25 protein-coding genes and 1 pseudogene are annotated in these 25,173 nt (G+C 40.3%); 11 read left to right on the forward strand and 15 right to left on the reverse strand.

What is annotated here, in order from left to right; translation table 11 throughout:
* Nucleotides 1–14: 14 nt before the first annotated feature.
* Complete coding sequence (locus UYC_RS0131330) at nucleotides 15–1,499, forward strand: CIA30 family protein (RefSeq protein WP_016878104.1); 1,485 nt, start codon at nucleotides 15–17, stop codon at nucleotides 1,497–1,499.
* 119 nt (nucleotides 1,500–1,618) lie between these two features.
* Nucleotides 1,619–1,972, forward strand: a complete 354-nt coding sequence (locus UYC_RS0131335; RefSeq protein ID WP_016878105.1) for a hypothetical protein — start codon at nucleotides 1,619–1,621, stop codon at nucleotides 1,970–1,972.
* Here UYC_RS0131335 and UYC_RS0131340 read toward each other — a convergent pair.
* From UYC_RS0131340 to UYC_RS0131350, 3 genes are all read right to left on the reverse strand, one after another.
* Complete coding sequence (locus UYC_RS0131340; protein ID WP_016878106.1) at nucleotides 1,969–2,967, reverse strand: sodium:calcium antiporter; 999 nt, start codon at nucleotides 2,965–2,967, stop codon at nucleotides 1,969–1,971. The genes UYC_RS0131335 and UYC_RS0131340 overlap by 4 nt on opposite strands.
* A gap of 253 nt (nucleotides 2,968–3,220) precedes the next feature.
* Nucleotides 3,221–3,580 (reverse strand): hypothetical protein, encoded by a 360-nt coding sequence (locus UYC_RS0131345; protein WP_016878107.1) that lies wholly within the window; start codon nucleotides 3,578–3,580, stop codon nucleotides 3,221–3,223.
* A 24-nt stretch (nucleotides 3,581–3,604) separates the two neighbouring features.
* A complete protein-coding gene (locus tag UYC_RS0131350; RefSeq protein WP_016878108.1) occupies nucleotides 3,605–3,940 on the reverse strand; it encodes a hypothetical protein in 336 nt (111 codons plus the stop codon).
* A gap of 213 nt (nucleotides 3,941–4,153) precedes the next feature.
* On the opposite strand from UYC_RS0131350, the gene UYC_RS0131355 reads away from it, so the two are divergent.
* The 4 genes from UYC_RS0131355 (at nucleotide 4,154) to UYC_RS0131370 (ending at nucleotide 7,255) form a co-directional block, all read left to right on the forward strand.
* The gene (locus UYC_RS0131355) at nucleotides 4,154–4,939 is read left to right on the forward strand and encodes a class I SAM-dependent methyltransferase (RefSeq protein ID WP_016878109.1); all 786 of its coding nucleotides are present in this window, start codon (nucleotides 4,154–4,156) and stop codon (nucleotides 4,937–4,939) included.
* A 338-nt stretch (nucleotides 4,940–5,277) separates the two neighbouring features.
* A complete protein-coding gene (locus UYC_RS0131360; protein ID WP_016878110.1) occupies nucleotides 5,278–6,471 on the forward strand; it encodes an HlyD family efflux transporter periplasmic adaptor subunit in 1,194 nt (397 codons plus the stop codon).
* A 107-nt stretch (nucleotides 6,472–6,578) separates the two neighbouring features.
* Nucleotides 6,579–6,842, forward strand: coding sequence for a hypothetical protein (locus UYC_RS0131365; protein WP_016878111.1), 264 nt, complete (start codon nucleotides 6,579–6,581; stop codon nucleotides 6,840–6,842).
* 5 nt (nucleotides 6,843–6,847) lie between these two features.
* On the forward strand, nucleotides 6,848–7,255 hold the full coding sequence (locus tag UYC_RS0131370) for a type II toxin-antitoxin system VapC family toxin (protein ID WP_016879796.1): 408 nt from the start codon (nucleotides 6,848–6,850) through the stop codon (nucleotides 7,253–7,255).
* Nucleotides 7,256–7,285: 30 nt separating this feature from the next.
* Here the strand turns inward: UYC_RS0131370 and UYC_RS40465 are convergent, their stop codons facing one another.
* The 3 genes and pseudogenes from UYC_RS40465 to devC form a co-directional block, all read right to left on the reverse strand.
* The gene (locus UYC_RS40465; RefSeq protein ID WP_235083154.1) at nucleotides 7,286–8,047 is read right to left on the reverse strand and encodes a cyclic nucleotide-binding domain-containing protein; all 762 of its coding nucleotides are present in this window, start codon (nucleotides 8,045–8,047) and stop codon (nucleotides 7,286–7,288) included.
* A 30-nt stretch (nucleotides 8,048–8,077) separates the two neighbouring features.
* A pseudogene (locus UYC_RS40470) lies at nucleotides 8,078–8,752 on the reverse strand (ATP-binding cassette domain-containing protein); the annotation flags it as partial.
* Nucleotides 8,753–8,862: 110 nt separating this feature from the next.
* Nucleotides 8,863–10,029, reverse strand: a complete 1,167-nt coding sequence (devC, locus tag UYC_RS0131380) for an ABC transporter permease DevC (protein ID WP_016878114.1) — start codon at nucleotides 10,027–10,029, stop codon at nucleotides 8,863–8,865.
* 203 nt (nucleotides 10,030–10,232) lie between these two features.
* Here devC and UYC_RS0131390 point away from each other — a divergent pair, with 203 nt between their 5' ends.
* On the forward strand, nucleotides 10,233–11,546 hold the full coding sequence (locus UYC_RS0131390) for a lipopolysaccharide biosynthesis protein (protein WP_235083145.1): 1,314 nt from the start codon (nucleotides 10,233–10,235) through the stop codon (nucleotides 11,544–11,546).
* Nucleotides 11,547–11,919: 373 nt separating this feature from the next.
* Here the strand turns inward: UYC_RS0131390 and UYC_RS0131395 are convergent, their stop codons facing one another.
* Complete coding sequence (locus UYC_RS0131395; protein WP_016878117.1) at nucleotides 11,920–12,300, reverse strand: hypothetical protein; 381 nt, start codon at nucleotides 12,298–12,300, stop codon at nucleotides 11,920–11,922.
* A 541-nt stretch (nucleotides 12,301–12,841) separates the two neighbouring features.
* Here UYC_RS0131395 and UYC_RS35885 point away from each other — a divergent pair.
* The gene (locus UYC_RS35885; protein ID WP_016879797.1) at nucleotides 12,842–14,629 is read left to right on the forward strand and encodes a fatty acyl-AMP ligase; all 1,788 of its coding nucleotides are present in this window, start codon (nucleotides 12,842–12,844) and stop codon (nucleotides 14,627–14,629) included.
* A gap of 47 nt (nucleotides 14,630–14,676) precedes the next feature.
* Complete coding sequence (locus UYC_RS0131405; RefSeq protein WP_016878119.1) at nucleotides 14,677–15,948, forward strand: glycosyltransferase family protein; 1,272 nt, start codon at nucleotides 14,677–14,679, stop codon at nucleotides 15,946–15,948.
* Nucleotides 15,949–16,073: 125 nt separating this feature from the next.
* On the opposite strand, the gene UYC_RS0131410 is transcribed toward UYC_RS0131405, so the two are convergent.
* Complete coding sequence (locus UYC_RS0131410; RefSeq protein WP_016878120.1) at nucleotides 16,074–17,225, reverse strand: glycosyltransferase; 1,152 nt, start codon at nucleotides 17,223–17,225, stop codon at nucleotides 16,074–16,076.
* Between the two features lie 238 nt (nucleotides 17,226–17,463).
* On the opposite strand from UYC_RS0131410, the gene UYC_RS0131415 reads away from it, so the two are divergent.
* Nucleotides 17,464–18,153 (forward strand): Uma2 family endonuclease, encoded by a 690-nt coding sequence (locus UYC_RS0131415; RefSeq protein WP_016878121.1) that lies wholly within the window; start codon nucleotides 17,464–17,466, stop codon nucleotides 18,151–18,153.
* On the opposite strand, the gene UYC_RS0131420 is transcribed toward UYC_RS0131415, so the two are convergent.
* From UYC_RS0131420 to UYC_RS0131435, 5 genes are all read right to left on the reverse strand, one after another.
* On the reverse strand, nucleotides 18,144–18,989 hold the full coding sequence (locus tag UYC_RS0131420; RefSeq protein WP_016878122.1) for an SDR family oxidoreductase: 846 nt from the start codon (nucleotides 18,987–18,989) through the stop codon (nucleotides 18,144–18,146). The two genes, UYC_RS0131415 and UYC_RS0131420, sit on opposite strands and share 10 nt — an antisense overlap.
* Before the next feature lie 92 nt (nucleotides 18,990–19,081).
* Complete coding sequence (locus tag UYC_RS0131425) at nucleotides 19,082–19,285, reverse strand: DUF6887 family protein (protein ID WP_016878123.1); 204 nt, start codon at nucleotides 19,283–19,285, stop codon at nucleotides 19,082–19,084.
* Nucleotides 19,282–19,344, reverse strand: coding sequence for a hypothetical protein (locus UYC_RS40475; RefSeq protein WP_392408675.1), 63 nt, complete (start codon nucleotides 19,342–19,344; stop codon nucleotides 19,282–19,284). Before UYC_RS40475 ends, UYC_RS0131425 begins: the two co-directional genes overlap by 4 nt.
* A gap of 22 nt (nucleotides 19,345–19,366) precedes the next feature.
* Nucleotides 19,367–20,080, reverse strand: a complete 714-nt coding sequence (locus tag UYC_RS0131430) for a CHRD domain-containing protein (protein ID WP_016878124.1) — start codon at nucleotides 20,078–20,080, stop codon at nucleotides 19,367–19,369.
* Between the two features lie 160 nt (nucleotides 20,081–20,240).
* Entirely contained in the window at nucleotides 20,241–23,552 is a 3,312-nt protein-coding gene (locus UYC_RS0131435; RefSeq protein ID WP_235083147.1) for an aminotransferase class I/II-fold pyridoxal phosphate-dependent enzyme, read from the reverse strand.
* Nucleotides 23,553–23,827: 275 nt separating this feature from the next.
* On the opposite strand from UYC_RS0131435, the gene UYC_RS0131440 reads away from it, so the two are divergent.
* Complete coding sequence (locus tag UYC_RS0131440) at nucleotides 23,828–24,184, forward strand: nuclear transport factor 2 family protein (RefSeq protein ID WP_016878126.1); 357 nt, start codon at nucleotides 23,828–23,830, stop codon at nucleotides 24,182–24,184.
* 40 nt (nucleotides 24,185–24,224) lie between these two features.
* Here UYC_RS0131440 and UYC_RS40085 read toward each other — a convergent pair whose 3' ends face one another.
* Both UYC_RS40085 and UYC_RS0131445 read right to left on the reverse strand, forming a co-directional pair.
* Nucleotides 24,225–24,359, reverse strand: a complete 135-nt coding sequence (locus tag UYC_RS40085) for a hypothetical protein (protein WP_268744027.1) — start codon at nucleotides 24,357–24,359, stop codon at nucleotides 24,225–24,227.
* Between the two features lie 122 nt (nucleotides 24,360–24,481).
* Nucleotides 24,482–24,979 carry a globin domain-containing protein gene (locus UYC_RS0131445; protein WP_016878127.1) on the reverse strand — a complete coding sequence of 166 codons (498 nt, stop codon included), beginning with the start codon at nucleotides 24,977–24,979 and terminating at the stop codon, nucleotides 24,482–24,484.
* Between the last annotated feature and the right edge of the window lie 194 nt (nucleotides 24,980–25,173).

Below are 25,173 nucleotides of genomic sequence, written 5' to 3' on the forward strand. Positions count from 1 at the left end.
GGAAAAATACAATTATGACTGACAAAAATCGCTCACAATGGGACTTAGGTAGATTTATCCAAACTCTTACCTACTTTGAGGTTATACCTTTCCTCAACTGGATACAAGAGTTATTTCAAGGCAGTGCCAAGAATAATCAAGACAAACCAGATGGAGCAAAACAAGTGGGTGTAATACTAGTAGCAGGTGCAACGGGTGGTGTCGGTAAGCGCGTCGTGCGGCGATTAGTTGAACGAGGTTATAGAGTGCGATCGCTTGTCCGTGATATTGACAAGGCACGCTCAATACTTGGCGATAATGTTGATTTAGTAGTTGGAGATATCACTAAGCCAGAAACTTTGACACCCCTAGTAATGGCTAACATCCAAGCTGTAGTTTGTTGTACGGCAGTACGGGTACAACCCGTAGAAGGAGATACGCCTGAACGGGCTAAATACTATCAAGGCGTCAAATTTTACCAACCAGAAATAGTGGGCGACACCCCAGAAAATGTGGAATATCAAGGTGTGAAAAATTTGGTAGAAGCGGCAGCAAAATATTTGCCAAAAACAGGCGAAAAAGTATTATTTGATTTTACTAATCCATCTACAGAAATAAAAAATATTTGGGGTGCAGTTGATGATGTTGTCATGGGTGGTGTGAGCGAAAGTAATATTCAATTGGTAGAAGGAACAGCTTTATTTGCTGGCAATGTTTCTACTGCCAACTCTGGAGGATTTGCTTCTGTAAGAACTAAAAATTTCTCTCCACCCTTTAATTTATCTGGTTACAAAGGTATAGAATTGCGTCTGAAAGGAGATGGACAGCGCTATAAATTCTTTCTGCGTACTGATGAAAGATGGGATGGTGTTGGCTACAGCTATTCTTTCGACACCGAAGCAAATACCTGGATGGATATTCGTATTCCCTTTGCTGATTTGATTCCTGTCTTTCGGGCTAAAACTTTAAAAGATTGTCCACCAATTGATGCTAGTAAAATTTCCTCCTTTCAATTAATGTTGAGCAAGTTTGAATACGATGGAGCATTAAATCCAAAGTTTTCACCTGGTGGTTTTACCCTGCAAATAGAATCAATTAAAGCCTATGGAGGCACATCTGTACCTCAATTTATCCTTGTCAGTTCCGCAGGTGTTACTCGCCCTGGACGTGTGGGAATTAATTTAGATGAAGAACCACCAGCTGTGAGATTAAATGACCAATTAGGAGGAATTCTAACATGGAAATTAAAGGGCGAAGATAGTTTAAGAGCAAGTGGCATTCCCTATACAATTATCAGACCGTGTGCATTAACTGAGGAATCAGGAGGCAAAGAGTTAACCTTTGAGCAAGGCGATAATATCAGAGGAAAAATCAGTCGTGAGGATGTGGCAGAAATCTGCGTGCAAGTGTTAAAAGAACCACAAGCGCGTAACGTTACTTTGGAAGTGAAAGAGGGAGAAAATAACGCTAATTCTATCGATTGGCAGAGGTTGTTTGCAAATTTGCAACCTGATAATTAGATTGAGGGTGGAATACACAGTTATTTGCTCAAGTGTGCCATTCCACCCCAGGGTTTTTCCAGAATTTAAGAATAATGAGTTAGGAATTCAATCTTCTTAACTCATTATTGGAGTTAGTAATGAGAAAAATAGGGGCATTAATATTTGTCGGCGTGTTGACAGCAATAATTATCTGGGGGAGTTTATTGTCGCACCCTGCCGCATCACAGCAAGTGGAATCTCGCCTTAGTAATTTGGAAGCAGACTTTCGTCGTTTAGAGGCACAAGTAAATCAGTTGCAATCTCAGCGAGGGCAACCCCGTGCTCCCTCTCCAACCACAACATTAACTCCACGCCAGACACAGCCTTCTAGGCGAAATCTTTCCCAACAAGAACGAGACAAAATGTTTGATAGACTGGCAACTTTAGTAGTGGAATTGAAGCAACAAGTTAACACATTAGAGGAGCGAGTAGCTAAGTTAGAGTCGCGTTAACTGCGATAAATAATATACATCCCGCTAATATACAGCAAAATTAGTGCCAACCCATCCCAAGTAATGTACAATCTTGACGGGCGGGCAGCACGGTAAATTAACCCAACAATTGCCACAGAAGTCATCATCATCGCGACAACAGCAGTAAAAATATGCACAGAACTGACATTCGACCATAAATTTCCTCGGAAGTATGCCAAATCGTAGACGCCCAAAATTGCCATATTAAAAATATTTGAGCCAAAAACATTAGAAACTGCTAGATCTACAGCATTAAGTCGAATCGCTGCCAATCCGGCGACGACTTCTGGTAATGAAGTTGTTGCTGCCAGTAATAATGCTCCAATAAAACTTTGTCCCAATCCCGTAACTGTGGCAACGCGATCGCCCAATGATGCCAGCCACACTCCCAATACCACAATTGCCACTGAAAGAGTAGCAAAAATCAAAAATGCCTGCTGGCGCTTAATGTGTTCGTATTGAACTACTTCTCGTTCCAGTACTTCTGTGCGGCGTCGCAATTCAAATCGGGCGATAATTCTTGCACTGACTAGATATAGCACGATTAGCACAATACTCGGACTACCAACCCAACCAAAAATCAAATTGTTGTTGCTTTGAGCTAGTAAGATTCCGGCTGCTGCAACACCTAGTAGTATAGATCCCAAACCTGCGGCTAAGGCATGGCTGATCTGTGCCCGTTGCAACAATGGACTCGGCCCGGTAAAAATATCTAACAGTGCCAAAATAAACAAGTTAAACAAACAACTGCCAAAGATACCGCCCGCTGCTAAATCCGGAGCATTAAATACAACGACAGCGCTGATCCCAACTGCCAACTCTGGCAAGGAAGTTGCACCAGCCAGCAAAATTGCGCCTACCCAACTACGCCCTAAACCCGTCTTTTCAGCAAGAATATCGGCACTCTGCGAAAGCCAAGTACCCACAAAAATCACTAAAATAACGCAGACAACAATCTGAATTACAAGCAGCATATTTTCCGTCGTTATTATTTAAATTCTGACAATTATTTAGCAGAAGTGAGACTAGAATTTAGCGATTTTTCTTGAAAAGAAGTATACAGATGTATAAAAATGGACTGCAAAGAACTTGAGCAATGTTCTCTAATTTTCCTCTTAAGTAGGTGGACATAATTAAATGTAAAATGTCATCTTCTAAACAGCAGACGGAACCAGTATTTTACCTACCTACTTCTATCCGCTACGCGTCTACTGCCTCCTCTACCTTCTACTTAGTTCTAAATTCTTCTTGAAACAGTTCTAACAAACCAACTGTGCCCACAAAAAAAGTATAAATGCCATATTGTACGGGCATCTTTTTTCTGGAAGGTGCAAAAAAAGCTGCTATGATTGCCTCAAGAAAATGGATAGTAACGGCAAAACGCTCTATCCAAAAAATGGGATTCAGGCTGCTTGGTAGTTTGCTATTGGTAATTAAGATATAAATATTCCCAAGTTCCAACCCTATAGCACTTGCAATGAGAAATATAGATATAACTTTTATCAAAGTAGAAAAATTTTGCTTGATAAACTTTAGGTTCAATCCAGTATTAGCAGAACTCAATTGAGTAGGTTGTAATTTCGACATTGCTATTACCAAGAGAAATGTTTTTCACACCCCTTTAATTATCATCTCAACTACCTGTTTGTACATTCTCATTGCCATGCCATATGCTTTTGCTGCTTTTGCGTGCGCCTCTACAGCTTTTGAGTATATCATGGTTGAGTTTTGAGCATATATTAATAGCTGGGAATACATTAGCGATTCCTGGGCGTATTGCTGTATAATTTGACTATATTCTTCAATAAAAGAACCATATTCTTGTATTGTTTGATTTTCGTGTTTTTGCAGAGATTTTCCACAAGTAAATACTAAATCACCGTGCTTCTGTGCTAACAATGAGTGCTGAATAGACTGTTGGATACTCTGGTTTGAAATTTTATGCACTGTTTTTTGATTAATAGATGGTTACTTAATACGGTAATCTTTTCATGATCTATCAACATCTGTTCGAGGTAATAATTGAATATTACGCCTGTATATAAATATAACTACTTTTCTTTAAGTTCCTGCTCAGTTAAAAATTCTTCTATCATAAATTTCTTTTCCGACGAAAGCTTGTAACGGGATGAAGTTGCTGTGTCAATAACTCAGAATTTGATGGGGAAGCTTTTGTTAAAGTCGATTGTTCGCCTCTTGATTGGAGAGGACAGACTGCTATTCTACGAAACTATTGATTGGCAGCACCAGAGCGATCGCTTCCGAAAACCAGAGCTAGTTTATCCACACTACTACAGCAGTCAGAATTTTCACGGTATTGAAAACGGCTACCTAAATAGGGTTGCAGCTATAACCTACGATCCAGTAGCAGCATTTGCTTCACCACCAAATGAAGCTTGGATTCGCCAGCAGTTAATTGCAGCAATTGAGTGTCAGCCCACTAAGATTCTCGATCTCGGTTGCGGTACAGGTTCGACAACATTAATGTTAAAGCAAGCTTTTCCCCAAGCAGTAGCGATCGGATTGGACTTGTCCCCCTATATGCTAGTCGTAGCAGATTACAAAGCACGGCAAGCAGGGCTAAATATCCAGTGGCAGCATGGGCTAGCCGAGAATACTGGTTTAGAAGAAGTTGCTTTTGATTTAGTGACAGTTTCCTTTTTGTTGCACGAAACACCACCCAAAATTTCCCAATTAATTCTGCGAGAATGCTTCCGTCTCATTAAACCAGGAGGACAAGTAATAGTTCTAGATGGGAATCAAAAAAGGCTTCGTCATGCTAACTGGCTGATCAAAATCTTCAAAGAACCTTATTCAAAAGCCTATGCCGCAGAAAGTGTAGATGAGTGGATGAGGGCGGCTGGATTTGTAAGCGTGCAAACAGAATATGTTGGCTGGATCGATCAACTGACACGGGGTACGAAAGCGATCGCTGTGAAAGCCTAATAAAAACTATCCACTTGCCTTCCAGCCTCAGTAACCAAATATTTCTCCATTGCTATACAAAGGCGATGTATAAGGTATTTTCTTTTTTGGGAATACTAATAAAAAAGGTTGCACGTCATGTCTGATATTTACTCAAGTTAAAAATTGTATGAGGCAAGTTCAGGATTTTAACTGGAAATTTCTGATGAAAACGATGTAAGAGGATGTTCAAGAAGTATTAAATATTTCTTCCTAGCAGTTTAATTATTAAAAAAAATTAAAATATTCGCTCTTTTACAAATAGCATCGCGTTCTCTAAAATCAACATTTTGTAATCAAATATTTAATTAGTAAAGATAATGACCAAAATTGAACCCAGGCAAGCTAAATTGATACTGAACATGAAATTGATCGGTTCAATTTTATCTATTGTTGTTATTATTAGTATTATTGTTGCTCTTAATTCACGTAGATACTTAAGCATCAACCAGAACACCCAACAAGACTCCTCAAGTCATAAACAGACTATAAATCGTGTCACAGCTTTAGGACGCTTAGAACCTCAAGGAGATATTATTCATCTGTCTGCTCCAGTCTCTAACCAGCGTCTGGCAAAACTGCTTGTGAACGAAGGCGATCGCATTAGAGCAGGCGAAATCATTGCAATTATGGACAACTTGAATCAGTATCAAGCGGTTGTAGAAAATGCCAAAGCGAAAGTGAATGTGGCGCGATCGCGTTTAGCCCAAGTGCAGGCAGGGGAGGAGTTTGGACAAATTGAAGCCCAACGCAAGAAAGTTGCAGAAATGGAAGCTCAATTAGTTGAGGGCATCAAGATACAAAAAGCTGTGATTGCCCGTCAAGAAGTGGAACTACACAAAGCCAAAAATGACTATGAACGATACAAGAGTTTGCTGCAAGAAGGAGCTGTTTCCATCGCCGACACTGAAACTAGACGTTTGCAAGTAGAGATTGAGAAACAAAGATTGCAAGAAGCAAAAGCAAACCTGAGCGAACAAGTTAGCACGGGCAAGGAACGTGTGAAAGCATCTCAAGCAACGCTGGCAAGTCTTAATCATGTTAAGCCAACGGATATCTTAGTAGCCAAAGCAGAATTGAATGAGTCTTTGTCTCAATTACGAAAAGCAGAAGTTGATTTGGAATCTAGCTATGTAAAAGCACCCGTGGCAGGGCAAATCTTGAGTATTAACGCTAAAGTCGGTGAAGTTGTGGGTAGTGGTGGTATTGTTGACATTGGACAGACACAGCAGATGTATGTTGTCTCGGAAGTTTACGAAAGCGATATTCAATACGTGAAGATAGGTCAGGAAGCAACAATAGTTAGCGAGTATGGCGGATTCACTGGAGAAATTAAAGGAGTTGTCGATCGCATTGGATTGCAAATTGATCGTCCAGAAATTGTTAATGACGATCCCTCTGCCAAAGCAGATGTGAGGATCGTGAAAGTGAAAATTCGCCTCCATCCCCATGACAGCGAACGGGTGAGAACTCTCAATAAGCTACAAGTAAGAGCATCAATTCAAGTTCGGTGAGATTAATTATTTTATCAGGTTCATGGGAGCGATCGCTTTGTTTTGGAAAAAATGAGCCATAGCCAGTAAGATAGAATTCATAAAGATTCCGGCGCATAACCTCGCTCATGGCTACCCTAACAGTAGAAATTCCAGATTCACTGCTGTCCAAACTGCAAGAAACTGGACAGCCATTGCAGAATATCATTTTGCAAGCTGTTGAAGCATATATCTCAGCACAACAGCCCTATGATATTACTCAGACTCACACCTGGAAGCTTTGTGGTACGTTGCAAGTGTCCCTACCCGCCGCCGAATATATTGTTGGGCAAGATGAGCAGGGCAAGCCGCTCACTAATTATGCCGAGCATATCGATGACGTTTTGTATTGAAGCCAGTGCCAACCGAAATTATTGTTGACACCTCTGCCCTGATTGCATTCTTCATTCAATCTGAACGCCATCATTCAGCTGTCAAAAATTACTTTCTTCAGCATCCCCATACTCGCTGGGTAATTTTATCAACTATATTTGATGAAACCGTAACCTGGATTCGAGCGAGAGTTTCAATTCACCATTCAATTCAAATCGGACATCTTTTGAGAGAAGAACATCGTTATCTTGCCCTATCTGAAGCTGATGACTTTGCAACATGGGAAGCCTTTTGCCAATATGATGACAAAGCCTGGAGCTATACTGATTGCTCTATTCTAGTAATGGCTCATCGGCTGAAAATTATGGAAGTGATTGCATTTGACGAGCATATTCGTCAGATGGCAGGGCTTGGAATTGTCTGTTTACCATAGCCATGAGTGATAACCTCGCTCATTGTCGAATCAAAAATTCATCAATTGATGCCGTAGTACAGAAGCGACGATATCCTGATTTGTATTGGATTTTAAAATCAAACTACAGAAACTTTCTCGATCAATTACCATAACTTCAACATCAGTATTGGCTGCGGCTTTAACGGTAAAAGGATAGTTTTGCCCATCAATCAACTGTGCATTACCAAAATATTCACCTGATTTAAGCTTAGATGATCGGCGATCGCTCACAAATACTTCAGCTTCTCCCTCTAATATCAAGTAGATTTGATCGGCGAGTTCACCTTTTTGAACAATAATTGAATTGGCTTTGTATTTAATTACTTTAGCTTGAGAGGCAATTGCTACAATCTGAAATGGATCGACTTTAGGTAAGGCTTTTGAAAGATGATTTGTCATCACGCGCTGATGCAAGCGACGAACAATATCTGCATTAGTTAATTCCGAGTTAGTCAACAAAAGCTGGAACAATTCTTCCTCAATCACCATCACTTTGACTTCTGAGTTTTTAGCAACACGTACTGTAGCTGTACGTTGTCCACCTCGCAGCAAACCGACTTCACCAAAGTAATCTCCACGACTGAGATGATTTAAAAGGCGAGGGGGTTGATCGGCAAATTCTTGAATAATTTCAACTTCCCCTTCCAGAATGATATAAAACTTACTGGCTGGCTCACCCTGGTGAACAATGATTTCTTCTGATTGGTAAGTCAAAACTGTTGGTGTAGTAGTAGCTTTTTCTAGCGAAGCTTCATTAAAACCAGGTAACACCAGCGAAAGCTCTTGGTTTAAAGCTAAACCCAATTTACCATCTTCAACATGAACAATCCGATCTGCCAAATCAAGTATGCGATTATCGTGAGTCACCATGAGAACAGCACTGTTATGTTCTTTGGCTAATCGGTGCATTAGGGCTACCACATTGCGCCCTGCTGTCTTATCAAGAGCTGCTGTAGGTTCATCGGCGAGTACCAACTTAGGTTGAGTTACCAAAGCACTAGCGATCGCTACTCGTTGTCGCTGCCCCCCAGAAAGATTTTTCGGATAAGCATCCAGTTTCTCGCTCAATCCTACGGACTCTAATATAGCTGCTGTTTTAGCACGAGCTGCTTTCGGGGAAAAGCCCGGTTGCAGTTCCAATGACATTTGAATATTCTGTTGAACTGTTAAGAAATCTAATAAATTACTTGATTGGGTAATATAACCAAAATTCCGACGCATTTGGACTAATTGCTCTCTAGTAGCACCATTAAGTTCCTGTCCTAAAATCTTTAGACTTCCTTGTTGAACAGAACGCAGACAACCAATTAAACTGAGCAATGTGCTTTTACCCGAACCTGAAGGCCCGGTCAAAATCAAGAATTCTTTCGCTTTAACTGCCAGATTAATGTCAAATAAAACTTGCTTTTGGAGAGAATCTTCTCCAAAAAAATAATTTAGATTTTGGATAGAAATAACTGTTTGAGCAGACACAATATTTAGAAATTAATTATTAAAAACAGTGAATAGTGAAAAGTCTTAAAGCTGTAGGGGAACTTCAACCCCAGCGATGAAATTTATAACTGCTAACTGATAACTGTTAACTGTTAAAACAAATCAGCAGGATTGGCATCTCTCAGCTTATTCATAGTAATAGCACCGGAGGTAAAGCACATAATTATTGTGAGTAAAAGTACTAATAATGCTCGTGGAAATGTCATATTCATGGGCAAAGCCGTGGCATCATTGACAATTGCATACAATCCTAGAGAAGTTATCAGTCCAGGAATATAACCTAAGACTGCTAAAATCAGTGCTTCCTGAAACAAAATATTTAAAAAATAACGATGTTTATAGCCTCTGGCTTTGAGAACAGCGTAATCTGGTAAATGGTCTGAGACTTCGCCATAGAGAATTTGATAGACAATAATCACCCCGACAAGAAAACCAACAAAGACTCCCATACTAAATACAAATCCAATGGGCGCGCTGGTAGCCCAATAATGTTTTTCATATTTAATAAATTCTTGCTTTGTCATCACCCGCACACTCGCGGGCAGTAGAGCGCTGATTTTTTTAGCGATCGCTTTTCTATTGACACCAGGCTTAAGATTTACCAACCCGATAGTAATGTTGTTTGCAGAACGGTGAGGAAACAAATAATTAAAAGTCATACTGCTGGTAATTAAATTACCATCATCGGCAAAGGAAGCACCAGCAAAATTAACTAAACCGTTAATCCAAACTTGGCGATCGCCTACTTCTGCTGCAATTGGTTCTCCTGATTTTATATCCTCTAAGATACTGCCATATTCTTTTAAATCAGAGTTGCGATCAAATACAACAACACCCCTAGCCTTTAACAAATGAGCAACTCGATTGAAATTGGCAATTTTAAAAGGGCTATTTTCTGGATTAATACCCAGGATAATAATTCCTTTTCCTCCACTGACATTGCCATACTTAAAAGAATTCTGCCCGTGATACACATAGTTAACAGATTCAACTTCGCTGAAATTGAGCGTGCGATACAAATATTGCCGAGGGAAATCTGTAGTGTTAGCCAAAGTCTTCATTTGAGAGTTAATTAAAACCAAATCTGCCACCAGACGAGTATGTAGTGCTGTTTGGCTCTCATAGAGAGAATCTAAAAAGGCCAATTGCATAAAAATTAGAATTGCGGCAAAAGCAATACCTAAAATCGCTACAACAAGGCGTAACTTGTAGCGAGTTAGTTGCAGCCAGGCTAAGGGGACTCTTCTAAAAAAAATCATGTATAATTTTAAACTTTAAATTAGCTATATTGGTTTGTAATTTCTCAGCTATATCTTGCACCAGTCTGAACAGCCTGGAGGCAGCAGCCCACAAATCCTCGTTACCAGGTTCAACCTGGTAACGAAAAATAGAGCCTCTGGCTCTCTCACTCGTATGGTGCAAGATATCAGATTTGTAATTGCTCACCTATATCTAGTTTGCAATGATGAAGCGATGGCTTGCCGACAGTATTTTCCTCAGTAGAGCTATTAAAAATGCTACTTGGCTGCTGGGAGGACGGGTGATGACTGGATTAACCAGTTTAGGTTATTTGAGTATAGTTACTCATCACCTCGGTGCTACAGGCTTCGGCACGCTAGTTCTCATCCAAACCTACATTCAAATAATTGCAGATTTAACCACCTTTCAATCTTCTCAAGCAGTGATTCGTTACGGCACTATTTGTCTGGAACGAAACAATCAAATTGCTTTGCAACAACTTTTGAAGTTTACTACCCTACTCGATCTGATTGGGGTGGTAGTTGGTTTAGCGATCGCAGTTATCATTGCCCCCTATATAAGTTCCTATATAGGATGGAATCAGGCAATAATTACTCAAGTGCAGTGGTGTAGCTTAATAATTCTGTTTACCAGCACAGCCACACCGAAAGGTTTATTACAGCTTTACAATCGCTTCGATTTGTTAGCCTTCCAAATAACCATTCCTACCTTGATTTCTATGTTGGGAGCGATGGTAGCTACCATCCTTAATGCTCCCCTGTGGGGATATCTTCTAGTTTGGTTCCTTGCTCAGGCATCTGGAGGGTTACTATTGTTTTTAGTTGGTTGGCGAGAAGCCTGGAAAAGAAATCTGCTCAAGAATATAAATTGGTCTTTAATGAACTTGAGTCAAAACCATCCTGGCTTGTTGAAATTTTGCATTGTCTCTAACTTCGATTCTTCTCTGCCAATGGTAATGCGACAAGCCAGCCCCTTAGTAGTGGGAATTTTCGCTACTCCCTCAGCCGCGGGACTATTCCAGGTAAGCTATGAGTTGTCTACTCCGCTTAAGGAGATAGCTCAGATTTTGACTCAATCTATCTATCCAGAATTGGCTCGGTTAGAAAGTCAGGAAAAACGGCGCTTGTTCGCAACTTTGCTACTGAAATCAACTGCGATCGCCATCAGTATTGGAGTGCTAATTTTTATAATTAGCGTCTGCTTAGGTCGAATCGTTCTGAAGTTTGCCTTTGGCGAGACATTTATTTCAGCTTATGGAATTTTAGTACTTTTAGTGGCGGCAGAAATTTTCACAATGGGAAATTGTGCCTTAGAACCCGCCTTTTATGCGATCGGCAAGCCTAGTTTTCCTTTGCGAGTAAATGCGATCGCCATTTTGGGAGTTTATTTGCCGTTGTTACTAGTTTTAACTAAATTTTTTGGGATTGTAGGTGCAGGCATTGCCACCTTATCGTCCACATCTCTAATATTAATTCTCAATAGTCTGCTAATCTGGCCTCAACTGCGTCATAGGTAGTACCGTGAAGGCAGGGTGTATTGTCCGTTGAAATGCAAACACCTGATAAGTTGCTATATTACTCCTCTTTAATCACTACAAGGAGAGAAAAATACTATACCCAATCTGAACCTTAGACAAAATCAGAAATTGAGCGATCGCACTGCTGCAAAATCTCTCTACAACTCTCTTATGCCTTTGTGTCCTTTGCGTCCTACCCTGCGGGAAGTTGCTAATACCAATTCTCCTTAAAGATGCACTTAATATTAAAAAACTAACCACAAAGAACACAAAGGACGCAAAGGAAGAAGTTGGTACTCATTAAGTGCAAGTTCATAGAGAATTGGTATAAAGCGTCTATGTGGTTCGTTTTTTCATTATTGTGCATAAAAAGTCAAGATTTACTTTTTAATACTTCTATTGCTTTAAATGCTTCTATAGTCTGACCTAAAAATATCATGGGAACAATTAAGCCAAACGGTTTCCCGGTTTGAATCATATTGTAAATGCCAGTTAATGCATTTAGCGACATCAATCCTACTGCAATACTTAATGCAATTTTGGATTTACGTTGGACAAAAAAACCTAAAACCAGATAGAGTATACCGAAAAATAAAAAGCCAATTACCAAGACCAGATAATCAGGAAATCGATTGCCAGCAATCAAGAACAGTATGCTGAGAAAAAGACTTAGAACTCCTATTGCGTAAACTGCACGGTAAGCAGTTGCTAGCTTTTTTCGAGCCTCTGATATTTGTTGTATTTCTGTAGTCATGATTTTTACTTAGAAAGATAAAGCAATAGATAACAAGCATAGTTCGATATATACAAAACGCAAAAATATTGTTTTACTATTTGGAAATAGTTGTCTAATTGCTATCAGAAATCAATATGTCTTTTATATACTTTAAATTAATAAAAGTCTTGTGTAATTATGCGTAAAAATAGCTAAGTTATGACCAACATCCGTAAGCTAATCAACCAAATTGCTAGTACAGAAACATAGTTGCACACTACCCAATTTCTTGCGCCTTGCAAACTGCTCCACATTTAATTCGCATAACTCAAAAAGCCAGAAAATTTACCAGCACTCAATTTTCTTCTTTTGACTTTTGACACTTCGACTACTTCGACTTCGCGGTAATCACCAACGCTGCCATCAAAGTAACTGTTATCTATGCAACATTAATCAACATACAGGGAAGATGAGGGAGATTAGGTAGTTAAAATGCTAACCTGCCTTTTTGCATGAGGATGCACTATCATTATTTTGCCTGCACTTAGTATAAAAGTTACGTAAAGTGTTATCCTCTTCGTTGAAATCTCTAGTTGATCTCCTTGCCGATCGCGCTCAAAGACAATCCCACGATCGCGCTTTCACTTTTCTTAAGGATGGGGAAATTGAGTTTGGTTGTCTAACATATCAAAATCTCGACGAGCAGGCTCGTGCTATTGCTGCTAGTCTCCAGTCTGTAACTTCTGTTGGCGATCGCATCTTGTTGGTTTATCCTTTCAATGCCTGTTTAGAATTTATTGCGGCTCTGTTTGGCTGCTTCTACGCAGGGGTAATTGCCATACCCACAAGACCACCACAAAACGCCGAAGAATGGGCAGATTTTAGCTTTCGCGTCCAAGAGTGCCAAGTGGATGTAGCTCTGACTTCTGCGGCAATGATAAATAAGTTACAGGATTCATGGCAGGCTCAATTACCCGACAGCAAAAACCTGTCTTGGATTGCTACAGATCGAGTTTTGTTAGCTAATGCCGCAAACTGGCAGGAACCAAAGATTGAACGTGATGCGATCGCCTATTTTCAGTACACCTCTGGCTCAACGGGAACTCCGAAAGCAGTGGTAATTACTCACGGTAATGTGTTACAAAACTGCGCCAATTTTCAGCAAACATTTCCGACTCTGGACTTTCGCGGAGTGGGTTGGTTGCCTTTAACTCATGATATGGGGTTAGTCGCTGGTGTGATGCAAACGATTTATGCTGGAGCTTTTGCAGCTTTCATGTCACCAATCGCTGTGTTTCAAAATCCCTCTCGTTGGCTGAAGGCGGTTTCAACCTACAAAGCCACAATCAGTGGCGGCCCTAATTTTGCTTATGATATTTGCGTACACAGGGTTAACCCAGAAGAAATCACCGACCTCGATTTAAGTAATTGGCAAATTGCAGGGAATGGAGCTGAACCAATACGACCTGAAACTCTGGAACGCTTTACAGAAAAGTTTGCACCTTATGGCTTTCGGCGAGAAGCATTTTATCTATCTTATGGGATGGCGGAAGCAACTTTAGTGATTTCTGGCGGTGTAGTCAACAAAACATCAACCGTTCAGTTTGTAGATGAGCAAGCTTTACAACAAAATCGCGTGGTAATGGTAGCAAAAGGGCAAGCTGGAGCGCGGGCGGTGGTGAGTTGTGGCTGTGCTTGGCCGGGAAATCGGGTAATTATTGTCAATCCCCAAACTCTAACTCCTTGTTTGTCTGATGGTGTAGGGGAAATTTGGGTGCAAGGTTTGGGACTGAGTAGCAGTTATTGGCATCGACCTGAAGAAACTAAGCGAACTTTCCAGGGTTACTTGGCAGATAGTGGTGAAGGCCCCTTTTTAAGAACTGGAGATTTAGGTTTTATTCATGATAACCAACTGTTTATTACCGGTCGCCTCAAAGACATGATGATTTTTTGGGGGCGCAACTTCTATCCTCAAATTTTGGAAGAGACTTCAGAAAAGAGCCATCCAGCTTTATCAGCTAATGCTAGTGCTGCTTTTTCTGTAGATGTTGAAGGAGAGGAGAGACTGGTAATCGCTCAAGAGGTAGATCGTCATGCTCTGCGCAAGTTAAATTCTGAGCAGATAGCAGATATCATTGCTGCGATTCGCCAAGCTATGATTATGCAGCATTTGGTGGAAGTTTATGCGATCGCTCTCATCAAACCTGCCACTCTCCCCAAAACCACAAGCGGTAAAGTACAACGTCGTCGCTGTCGAGATTTGTTTTTGACGGGTAAATTAGCATTGGTTGAACAATGGTATTGTCCAGTTTCTGAGCGATTAGATCCTACTGATTTGACTAATTTGCCAGAAATGCAAGAAACATAATTTTTTATAGAGAAATATTTCCTTCTGCCTTCTCATACTAAAATTCCATGTCTGATGCCAAAACTAAAATTTTGATTGTTTACGAAAGGTCAGGGATGGGTCATGAAGTCATGGCTAATATCCTGGCCGAGCAAATTTTACAGGATGCTAACATTGAAACTCTCAGATATACCATCACAGAATTACTGCAAGATCCATTAAGTGAATTCTTAACTAAAACATGGGTTAGCGCCTGGAATTTTTTCATTAGACATAATTTAATTGGGCTGGCAGATGGATTAATAAATTATCTAATGCGCTTGATTTTATTGCCCATCGGCGAGGTTAGTTCAGTTACAGCCATGCACCAGACTTTGGATAAGATTGCGCCAGATATTCTGATTTGTACCGCCGATACTGCTGGGAAATGCTTAGGTAGTTGGGCTAAAGAAAAACAAATTCCTTTTTTTCTCGTAATTACAGATTTGTCTGTTTTTATAGATTTAGTTTCGACCAATGCCATCCATATTTGTTATTTTCCAGAAACAGCCAATGCTATACAAAGTTTTCCGTTTCAACTCACTTATTGGTCTCATGAATTAACCCGTTATAGCAAAATCTTAGAGCAGATTCGATTTATTAGTAAATGCTTTTATGATTTTGTACTTTGCTATCCGCAAAATCGAATTTATCGAAATATCAATCAAGATTACCAACCCCAAAACCAAGCTCCTTGTCAGGTAATTGGCCCCCTACGTGAAGCAAAACACTTTACAACTAGAGAGCAAAAACAACTCCGCGATCGCTTGGAATTATCCCCAGTAGATTCCTGTATTCTCATTATTAGTGGGAGTTTTGGCGGTAACTTTTGCACAAAATATTTGAAATATTTACAAGGTTTTTCTCTGACTTCTTTAGTGATAATAGTGGCTTGCGGTCGAGATGAAAATCTGCGTGTAAAGATTGAGCAAATAGCTGAAAAAAACCAAAATTCTCAAGTGCGATCGCTTGGTTATGTAGATAATCTCCATGAATGGATGTCTGCTGTAGATGTAATTTTAGCTCGTCCTTCAGCAGGTGTTTTATTGGAGGCTTTGCTTGCTCACACGCCGTTACTGCTTCCCCGACAAGCAGCAGCTAATGACCGAGGAGCGATTAGTTTTGTAGAAAAATATCAATTGGGTGAATGCTTTAGAAACCAGCAGGATTTGCAGATAAAATTAAAGCATTTACTAGAAGAAAAAATTTTTTATCAACAACGAATTGAAGCAGTACTCAAAAATTATCCCTCGACATTTGCAGAACAACGGGAAAAATTACGCAGAATATTCTTGCAATAAAATTACAGCACTTTTCACCTATTTATACTACAATCTTGATTCCTCTCTGCGCCTCTACGTGAGATAAGCTTTTTTCAACGCAAAGGTACGCGGAGGTTAGCGCCAAGGTACGCAGAGTTTGAATTTTATCTGTCAAGAATACCTTGCAAAACATCAGGAACCTCAAATACAGCCCGGTTCTGAATAGCTGTAACATTCGCTTTGTAACGCAGCCAATTTTCAGGTTTTAAGAGTTCTTCAACGGCTGGAACAATTTGCTTAAAACTTTTAATTACCATCCCAACTTGTTTCTCTAAAATCCAGTCAGCATTATATTTTTCATTAATAAGTGTTGAATAATTACGATCTACAATCATAGGTAAATTCATGATGATCGCTTCACTGATACTAATAGAACCTGGTTTACCAATTAAAAAATCAGCTAGATTCATAAAATCTGGTACGTCTTCGGTAAAACCTTGGATATGCTGCTTTAACTGAGTTGGACGCTCTTGTAATGCTTGTGCCAGTTTTTTATTAGTACCGCAGAGAAAAATTACTTGCACTTTGTCACTAATACGCTCTAAATCGCGGGCTATATCTAGTATGGTTGCACAACCTTTAGCCCCAAATGAGACGATCGCTGTAATTTTATTTGGATCTAATCCTAAACGCTGTCTTTCGGTAGGGCGATCGCTAGAAATTGGTTGATAAAATCGGGGATGAACAATTAATCCAGAAGTTTGAACAATATACTCTTTTGATACACTTAAAGCACGGGCTTGGTTAGTGGCTCGTTCTGTACCGCAGATAAAATAACTCTTGGTTTTTGGTTCGATCCAAAAATGGGGCGGACAATCTGCAAAGTCGGTTAAAATTGTCGCCATTAGTGTGCCGGGTTTAACTCGTTGCAAGCTCTCCCAAATAGCTCGATTGTGTAGAGGAACTAAAGAAATTACTAAATCAATTGCTTTTTGTTGATTCCAGTGCTGTTCTCCCAATTTGACTGCTTGCGGGTACAACAAGTTAATAAAAAACTTGTCGAGAAACATACTCACTGGATGAAACCATGTCCAATCCATACTGAGCATATCGTTATACATTTCATTGGCATTTACCCCAAACAGCTTTTTGTAGGGATCTAACAAGTCAGTTAATTGACCAATATCTGTAACTGTAATGTGCCAAGGTCGTTTTTGTTGTTCGGCGATCGCATTTAAAGCTTTTAAAGTGGCGTAATGTCCCCCACCTGCATTGAGAGTAAAAATATGCACTGAAAAGGTTTTTTCATAACTCATAATTCAATACAGTTCAGCTAACGTTAAAAACTATAATCTACGTAGTAGCGTGTCAACCTTAAAACTTGTGGAAAACTCATGCCACAAGGCAGACTAACAAATACAGTTTTGAATACAGAGCGATCGCAATAACTATAATTAAATGTAAAATGGCAACTTCACTGAAAGCAGACGAAAACAGCATTTTACCTTCTGCCCTCTGCCTTCTACTTAACTCACCCCTAGCCCCAATCAAGTCATGTCACCTGCCCAAGAATTAGAATCAGCAACAGATATAATATTTCCACCAGGAGATATCTACAGTGACGAACCACCATTGGAAAGCGATTTACATCTACGCCAGATTATTTTGTTATTACAATGCTTAGAATTGTGGTGGCAAAACCGCAATGACTTTTATGCGGCAGGAAATTTGACAATCTACTACAGTCAACGTCAACTTAAATCAGAAGAATTTCGCGGCCCAGACTTTTTTGTCGTGCTAGGATGCGAACGTAAACCCCGGAAAAGTTGGGTGATTTGGCAAGAAGACGGAAAGTATCCGAATATCATTGTCGAATTGCTATCGTCATCTACAAAAGCCACAGACAAAGGCTTAAAAAAACAAATCTATCAAGACACATTTCGCACACCAGAGTATGTTTGGTTCGATCCATATACTTTAGAATTTGCAGGGTTTCATTTAGTAGACGGGAATTATCAAGCCATAGAACCGAACCCCCAAGGTTGGTTATGGAGTCAGCAGTTAAATTTATACTTAGGCGTGCAAGAGAATCAACTACGTTATTTTACGGCACAAGGGCAGTTAGTGCCGACACCAGAAGAATTGGCGGCACAAGAGAAGCAGCGTGCGGAACAGGAAAAGCAACGTGTGGAACGACTAGCCGCTAGGTTGCGAGAATTAAATATTGATCCCGATCATCTATAAAAATTGATTTCGTTATTAATTTGTAGTTTCTTATTGTGGCGTGTTTTCCTGACAAGACTATCAAAATACCATTGCAGTAGGGGAGCAAAAAGACTGTGTAGCCGCATCAAAAGAGACATTTCTAGTCCTGGTGTAATTGCAAAAGCTTTGCGGGTGATTCCTTGTAAAATCTCAATTGCCACTTTCTCTGCTGTCATAATTTGGGCTGATTGTGTAATTAGTTTGGTTTCGGGTGGTTTAGTTTGATTTTCGGCTGCTAATTGGGGTGTATCGGTATCTGGTGGGTAAACTATAGAAATGTGCAAACCTGCGGTTTTGAGTTCACCCCGCAATGATTCAGCTAATCCCCGTACCGCAAATTTACTAGGGCTATATGGTGTATAGCCATACAAACCAATTAGTCCTGCTCCTGAAGAAATGATGACAATATGGCCTTTTTGCTGTTGAAGCATGGCGGGTAAAGCAGCTTTGATACAGTAAAGAGTGCCAAAATAATTAATTGCCATTGTTTCTTCAAAAATGGCAACTTCTAACTCTGTAAAATATCCTGGATGGGCAATACCAGCAGAGGCGATCAATAAATCTGGTACACCTAACTCAGCTATGGCTGTGGCGATCGCTTTTTGGGTTTGTTCCCATTGAGATACATCTGCGGAAATGGCTAATATTTGCTGTTCGGGGTGGATTTTTAAGGTTTCGAGTTCTGCTTGAGTAGAGTTGAGCTTAGTTTGGTTACGGGAAATAATGCAGACATTCGCACCAGATTTAATCAGCAGAGTGGCGATCGCTTTACCAATACCACTAGAACCACCTGTAATAATTACGTGTTTATACATCTTTTTCAGGCGTTACTGAATCACAATATGAATTATGCGATCGCCCTATGCTCGCGGGGACTTTGCCCCTGCATCGGAATACAACGATTTACTTACTGATACGGATTCTCTTTAGCTCGTTTCTCTTCTATTAGTTTTTGAAGTTCGCCAACTTCATCTATGGTGTAGAATTTCGGATTAGGTTCTGCGTCAATTTTATCCATTAGAGCGTGAAAAGCTTCGGTATCATTCCGATGCTCTAACAAATAACGTTTAAGTTCAGTTTTACTCATTGCTGCAAAGTTGGGCTTACTCATTCGTCATATCTCCATTTACCATTGCGGTTTATGACAATTCCTGTTTCTTCACCAGCCAAGATATAGATGTTTCCAGTTCGTTCATCGTACCGGATTTAATTTACCCCGAATATCTCCAAAAAATGTCTGACCTTTTGTATGTAAATTAAAATAGAGTTCGCTACGTCTTGCAAATTGCTCCATGCCAGCAATTGTTTTTACTTTATCCAATTTTCCTGATTCTATCGGACATCCTAAGAGATAAGCTCCTAAAATATCACGTCCAGAATTTGCAGTATTTTCAATATTTGTATTTGTTACTTCTGCTGAAAAACGATTATCAGCGAAGTTCTGTTGAATGTTGCCAGAGAGAGCAAAGTCAACTAGGATCGGCCCAAGCACGTCTGGGTTGCCGCAATGGATATGGAACATGACTATCTCTTGAGGATTTACACCTTCAACTTGAACATCAACAAATGCTTTACTCAGATCCTTAGTAAATTTCACAACTCCATGTCCCTTGGATTTTCGCTGATTTCTGGGTAGAGAAGGTGCTGTAGAGCGAAAGGATGGCGGGATAAATTTCGGTGTATTTTCCTCTTCACCTGGTTCTTGATCAGGACTCAAAAAAGCTTCATAAACAAAACCAATTTCTTGATTTTTACTTGGATTGAGGTTAACTTTACTCTGCTGATTTGAAGTAATTTGTGGGTTTTTCTTTTGAGCAAAAGCCTTTTTTTCCTGTAGAGGCAATACAGTTAGGCAGACAAAAACTAGCAGACAAATCAGGGCGGTGAATATATATTTACTACGCATAAGATTCTAGTTTCAAAAAAATAAATAACAATCGAAAACCTATATCATCTTTTGTGAACTATGCTACTACTATTGCTAGATTTACTAATGTATATTGACTCATCTATACATATTTTTTAATTTCTATATCTAGCAATAATTATTATCAGCAACGCCCTTTTTAACAGCCAATAGATTTGGCATTTGCTAGAGCCGCGATCGCCTGATTAATTTGTGCTTCTGTATGCAAACAACTGATAAAAAAGCGCAGACGTGCAGCATCATTGGCTACGGCAGGATAAATCATTGGTTGAACGTTGATGCCGGCTTGGAAGAGGTGATGAGACAGCTGAATACAAGCAAGAGAATTTCCCACAACAATGGGAATAATCGGAGAATTCTGACTTGTGGCTGTGTTCCAACCTTGGGCTTGAGCTAGTTGCAAAAATTGCTGCGATCGCTTTTGCAAAGTTTTAACTCGTTCCGGTTCTGATTTAAGTAACCGCAGAGATGCTAAAGCAGCAGCAGTATTGGCAGGGGACGATCCCACACTATAAACAAAGCCAGGGGCAGTATATTTCAAATAATTTATTAAAGCTTTTGACCCAGCAATATATCCCCCACAACTGGCAAAAGCTTTACTTAATGTCCCCATCCACAAATCTACCTGATTTCGCCCTACATCGAAGAACTCACCAATACCCCGTCCATATTGACCTAATACACCAATGGAATGGGCTTCGTCTACCATGAGCAAGGTTTTGTGCCGTTGCTTGAGTTCAATAAAGCGAGGTAAGTCTGGGATATCCCCATCCATACTGTAAACGCCTTCAATGACAATGACTACTCGCCGATAATGTTGGCGTTGGTCTTGTAGAATCTTATCCAAAGCTTGCCAATCATTGTGGGGAAAAGGCACGGTTTTAGCACCTGATAAAGCACAGCCCTGCAAAATACTGTTATGACTCAAGGCATCGTAAAGGATTAAATCCTGAGAATTAAACAGGTGACCGATGGTAGTAACATTGGTGGCATGACCGCTTACATACACAATGCAGTCTTCTACGCCAATAAACTCTGCTAGTTCTTGTTCTAGTTCTTGATGTAGAAGACGTTCACCTGATGCCAACCGACTAGCACAAACTGATGTACCATAGCAATCTATTGCTGCTTTGGCTGCTGCGGAAACTCTCGGCTCTCCTGATAACCCTAGATAGTTGTAGGTTGAATAGTTAATTAGTGTTCGTCCTTGAATTTGAGTACAATCCCTGGTTAGGGATTCCTGCACTTGAAAATAAGGATTGGGAATTTCTAAGGTTTGAATTTGGGTTAATCGTTGCTGGAGTTGGGCATATTCTGGAAAGCATTCAATTTGATAGTATTCGGGGGGAATTTGCGCGCTGATCTGGCTGCGATCGTGAGCGAGTTCTTGCGCCAGATATTCTGCTAAGTTGGCGTTCGCTCCCAATGATTGGAGTGTAGAAATATTGAGCAAATACCCTGACCAGGTTTCCAAGTCTTGGATAAATGTAGCAGCTGTGAGGGAATCTAAACCATAACTTTCAAAGGATTCATTCCCATCAACAGATTGGATGGAAATATATAATTTTGTTGCTAACCATTGACATATCCAACTTTGGATTGACTCTACAGAATAATTTTTGGGATGTGCTTCTGGAAAAGAAATATCCAGCAATTCTGAAGCTACTAACGGTAAATTACCCGCTAAGAAAGCTTCACGGCAGGCGAGACGCTGCACTTTACCACTGGAGGTTTTCGGGAGAGTTCCTGGTTTAAGTAACAAGACTTGATAAACTTGCAAGTCATGTTCCCGCAACACCGCTTTTCTAATGGCTTTTGCTACTTCCTCAACAAGAGGTAAGGGAGCAGGGGGCAGGGAGAAAGGGGGAATGTCTTCTGCCTGTTTGCTGTGAACTTGAAGGTGTCGTACATAAGTCCGCTTCACCTCACAAGCGACAATCAGGCGATTATCCCCATCTATTTCCACACAAAAAGCTGCAATGCTATGAAAATTTAGTGCTGGGTGACTGGTTTCTACAGTTTGTTCAATATCTTGAGGATAATGATTTCGACCCCGGATAATCAATATATCCTTAATGCGTCCGGTAACAAATAACCCTGCTTCATCTTCCCAAAATCCTAGATCCCCAGTGCGCAAAAAGGGCCCTTCTTTTGTATCTACCAAATAAGCGCCAAATGTTTGCTTTGTCAGTTCTTCTTGATGCCAATATCCTTGTGCTACACTCTCACCTGTTACCCAGATTTCTCCTATTTGCCCTGTGGCACATCGGGTTAAGGAAACAGGATTAACGATCGCCACAGTTTGACCAAGACAAGGATGACCACAACTAACGATTTTACGGGGAATTTGAGTTTCTTTTGTGCAACTGATTACCTGATTTTCCTCTAAAGCTTTGGCATCGCAAACCTTAATTACAGGCGATTTGAACTTAGTTGCACCCGTTACCAAGAGAGTTGTTTCTGCCATCCCATAGGAAGGACGGAAAGTGCTGGGACGAAATCCATAGGGAGCAAATGTGTTGATAAAAGAGGCGATCGTTTCTGCTCGTACAGGTTCAGCTCCATTGATAGCAATTTGCCAACTACTCAGGTCAAGATTGGTTAATTCCTCTGGTTTAAATTTTTGTATGCAAAGATCGTAGGCGAAATTGGGACTTACTGTTACCGTGACTTTGTAGGTAGAAATTATCCTCAACCAACGGATCGGGTCTTGCAGAAATGCCATCGGTGACATTAATATTACCGGAAATCCCACAACTATCGGTTGGAGCGTTCCCCCCACTAACCCCATGTCATGGTAGAGTGGCAGCCAGTTTAAGACTATACCTTCAGCACTCTCTTGATAGCTATGTTGGATAACATGACAATTATGAGCTAAATTACCGTGGGAAACTATCACCCCTTTGGGAGTGCCTGTAGAGCCGGAGGTGTACTGTAAGAATGCGGTAGTATTAGGTTCTATTGTTATAGGCGTAAAGTCATCAGCCTTAGTAGTTATGCGATCGGTTAAAACCCATTGCAGCTGTGTGAATGCATATTCCTTTTGCGCAATGAGTGGAAAAATATCTGCGGTGGTTAATAACAAAGTAGCTTGAGCATCCCGGACAATGTTTTGCAATCGGGATAGTTTCTGGTTGCGTTTGGGTGGATAAGCAGGAACAGCGATAATTCCGGCATAGAGACAGGCGAAAAAGCTGACAACAAAGTTCAATCCTGATGGGTAAATTAGTAAAGCTCGATCGCCTGGTGCAGAGATAGATTGCAGATGAGCTGCGATCGCCTGTACTTGATGTTCTAACTCTTGGTAGGTTAAACAGCTGGTTTGTATTTCTCCTTCTTCAAGAAATATGTAAGCTTTGCGATGTGGGTGGTGTTTTGCCCTTTGGTGTAATAACTCTACAAGGGTTGTTCCTTGTCCAAGAAAATCAGATTTAATTGGAGAGATTATCATTCTGATGGCTATTTGAATAATAGGTGTAAAGTTTAGTGATTCATCAAGAAACAAGGCAGCTATGCTGGGGACAGAAGGAGAAGATTTTTCATTACTCGTTGTGTTATTTATTACATTAAAGTCTTGCACCTAAGCAGCTAAACCCGCAAAAATTAAATAAGAGAGCATAAAATATCACATTAACTAAAGAATGAGAAGCATAATAAAGTAACTAATTAAACTATAACCATAGTGATAATACTTATTTACACATACAAAACGACAAGGTGCTACAGATGGATTTAAAAGAAACGTTAATGGCACTTGAAGAAAAGTTTTGGCAGGCTAGCTCTGCTGCAAACGTTGGCTTAATCCAAAGCTATCTTACTAACGATGCTCTTACGGTAGGGACGTTTGGAGTATTGGACAAACGAACTACCATAGAGGTAAACAAAGACCAACCACCATTCTTGTTTTGGCACATCGAAAATGAGCCTCAGGTTTTACAATTAACGGAAGATAGTGCCGTTATCATCTATACAGCTACGGCACAACGTCAGGGTCGCGATCAGTTTACAGTAGTTATCAGCAGTACTTATGTCAACCGAGGAGGTTTGTGGAAGCTAGCTTTCCACCACCAGACACCTGTTTAGACATTTAAAAATTACTTTACGATACTGAGTTACAGTTAACTCAAGGATTGAGCTTACGAGTTAAAGATAAAGATATTGATCTTGCCCAGCGATAAATTAGCGATCGCGTCTTGTTCACTTGCAGGCAAGGTTTGCAGTTTAGCGATCGCACGTCTTCTGGTCGAGTATTATCCAACTTGACGAACTATGCCACAACTAGCATAATCAGATCTAACACGACTGCCATCACTCGAAATTCTGTATAGTGTTCCTCTTTAGCGACTACCAGCGCTTTTGCAACAAGAGTAGCGGCTTCGGTCAGTTTGATGCAACAGTGTTGTTAGCTGTTGCCAAGTGGTTAGTTAGTTCTTGGTCTTCTTGTTTATAGATCGCCTTCTCTTTTTGAATAAAGATGTTTGCCAAAGCATCATAAGCTTCAGCCCACGCCGAAATAACTTCATCAGTAGCGGCATCTTGCAAAACATCTTTCATGGCTTGCAAAAGCTTTTCACCTATTAGCGGATACTGCTCAGGAAGTATGCGAGTCTCTACATGACGATGGGCAATTGTTTCTACTGCCTTAGCCAACTCATCTAAGCGGTCAATATGAGTCGCATAAGCATAAACAGCCGCAGCTAACTTGTGTGCTTGCCCGCCACCATCTAGATGCTGCATCCAAGTGGTTTCAAAGCTGCGTTTGTAATCAGGCCGCTCCTCAAATGCAATTTGATACATCCGCCTGGTAATCTCTTCACCTTTTTCTTTAATAATCGGTGCAGTTGCCTTGACAATTTCAATCGTTTTTTGACTAACCATGATTCAAAGTTCTCCTCTTACGATCAAAAATGTTGGGGAATAGGGGGTAACGTTGCCCAGCATCCGCTATATAGAACCTCTCCATATCTCATGACAGCTTTCAGCCTTAACTTCCTACTCACTCGCCCTAAAATAGCATCCTAAAAACAGTTTTTGGGTTTTGTTACTCGTCCCTCCTCACGCTCAAGGTGCAG

This window comes from Chlorogloeopsis fritschii PCC 6912, from assembly GCF_000317285.1.
Taxonomy (GTDB): domain Bacteria; phylum Cyanobacteriota; class Cyanobacteriia; order Cyanobacteriales; family Nostocaceae; genus Chlorogloeopsis; species Chlorogloeopsis fritschii.